Source organism: Alcanivorax sp. P2S70, from assembly GCF_000475295.1.
GTDB classification, from domain to species: Bacteria; Pseudomonadota; Gammaproteobacteria; order Pseudomonadales; family Alcanivoracaceae; genus Alcanivorax; species Alcanivorax profundi.
Genome location: NZ_AXBZ01000057.1, coordinates 1 through 1,793 on the forward strand (window position 1 = coordinate 1; position 1,793 = coordinate 1,793).

Sequence of the window (1,793 nt, forward strand, 5' to 3'; positions counted from 1 at the left end):
GGGAGCTTGCTTGCAAGCGAAATCTTTCGTCTGCAAGCAGACTCCCACAGTTCCACCTACCCAGGCTCAATTTCCCCAAGCTCCTGTATAGAGTCCCCGACGAGAGTCCCAGGCTATGAACACTGATTATCGCAAGCAGCTTCCCGGCACCCAGCTGGACTACTTCGACACCCGCGCGGCTGTCGACGCCATCCAGCCTGGGGCCTATGACAAACTTCCTTTCACCTCGCGTATTCTTGCCGAGCAGCTGGTTCGCCGTTGTGCGCCAGAGGATCTGACGGATTCTCTCAAGCAGCTGATCGAACGCAAGCGCACCATGGATTTTCCGTGGTACCCCGCGCGCGTGGTGTGTCACGACATTCTGGGTCAGACCGCACTGGTCGATCTGGCCGGTCTGCGTGATGCCATCGCCGAAGCCGGCGGTGACCCCTCCAAAGTGAACCCGGTAGTACCGACCCAGCTGATCGTGGATCACTCGCTGGCTGTTGAGCACCCGGGTTTTGAAAAAGACGCGTTCCAGAAAAACCGTGACGTGGAAGAGCGTCGTAACGCGGACCGTTTCCACTTCATCAACTGGACCAAGACGGCGTTCGATAACGTCGATGTGATCCCGCCGGGTAACGGCATCATGCACCAGATCAACCTGGAGAAAATGTCTCCGGTAGTTCAGGTTCGCGACGGTGTGGCGTTCCCTGATACCTGTGTGGGCACCGATAGCCACACTCCCATGGTCGACGCCCTGGGCGTGATCTCCGTGGGTGTGGGTGGTCTGGAAGCCGAGAACGTGATGCTCGGCAACCCGTCCATGATGCGTCTGCCCGACATTGTCGGTGTGGAAATGACCGGCAAATTGAAGCCGGGCATCACCGGTACCGACCTGGTGCTGGCTCTGACCGAGTTCCTGCGTAAGGAGCGCGTGGTAGGCGCCTACCTGGAATTCTACGGTGAAGGCGCCGACAGCCTGTCCGTGGGTGACCGTGCCACCATCGCCAACATGACCCCGGAATACGGTGCCACTGCGGGCATGTTCTTCATCGATGGCCAGACCATCGATTACCTGAAGCTGACCGGCCGTGAAGATGAGCAGGTAGCACTGGTAGAAAAATTCGCCAAGGAAACCGGCCTGTGGGCAGAGAGCCTGAAAGGTGCCGAGTACGAGCGCGTCCTGCACTTCGATCTGTCCAAGGTGGAGCGTAACCTGGCTGGCCCGTCCAACCCGCACGCGCTGTTGCCGGTATCCGAACTGGGTAGCCGCGGCATTGCGAAGGAGTGGGAAGAGCAAGAGGGCTTGATGCCCGATGGCGCAGTCATCATTGCAGCCATCACCAGCTGTACCAACACGTCCAACCCGCGCAACATCATCGGCGCCGGCCTGCTGGCCCGTAACGCCAACAAGCTGGGCTTGATCCGTAAACCGTGGGTGAAGAGCTCCCTGGCGCCCGGTTCCAAGACCGTGAAGATGTACCTGGAAGAATCCGGCCTGCTGCCTGAACTGCAGCAACTGGGCTTCGACGTGGTGGCCTTTGCCTGTACCACCTGTAACGGTATGTCTGGTGCGCTGGATCCCGAGATCCAGAAAGAAGTGATCGAGCGTGACCTGTACGCCACAGCGGTACTGTCCGGTAACCGTAACTTCGACGGCCGTATTCACCCTTACGCCAAGCAGGCGTTCCTGGCATCGCCGCCGCTGGTGGTGGCTTACGCCATCGCCGGTACCATGCGTTTTGATATCGAGAAAGATGCGCTGGGCAAGGATCAGGACGGTAACCCGATCTACCTGAAGGACATCTGGC

General features: G+C 59.3%; 1 protein-coding gene. It reads left to right on the forward strand.

Going from position 1 to position 1,793, the window contains the following annotated elements; genetic code table 11:
* Nucleotides 1–115: 115 nt before the first annotated feature.
* A partial coding sequence (acnA, locus tag Q672_RS31430) for an aconitate hydratase AcnA (RefSeq protein WP_022986511.1) occupies nt 116–1,793 on the forward strand: 1,678 nt, incomplete at its 3' end.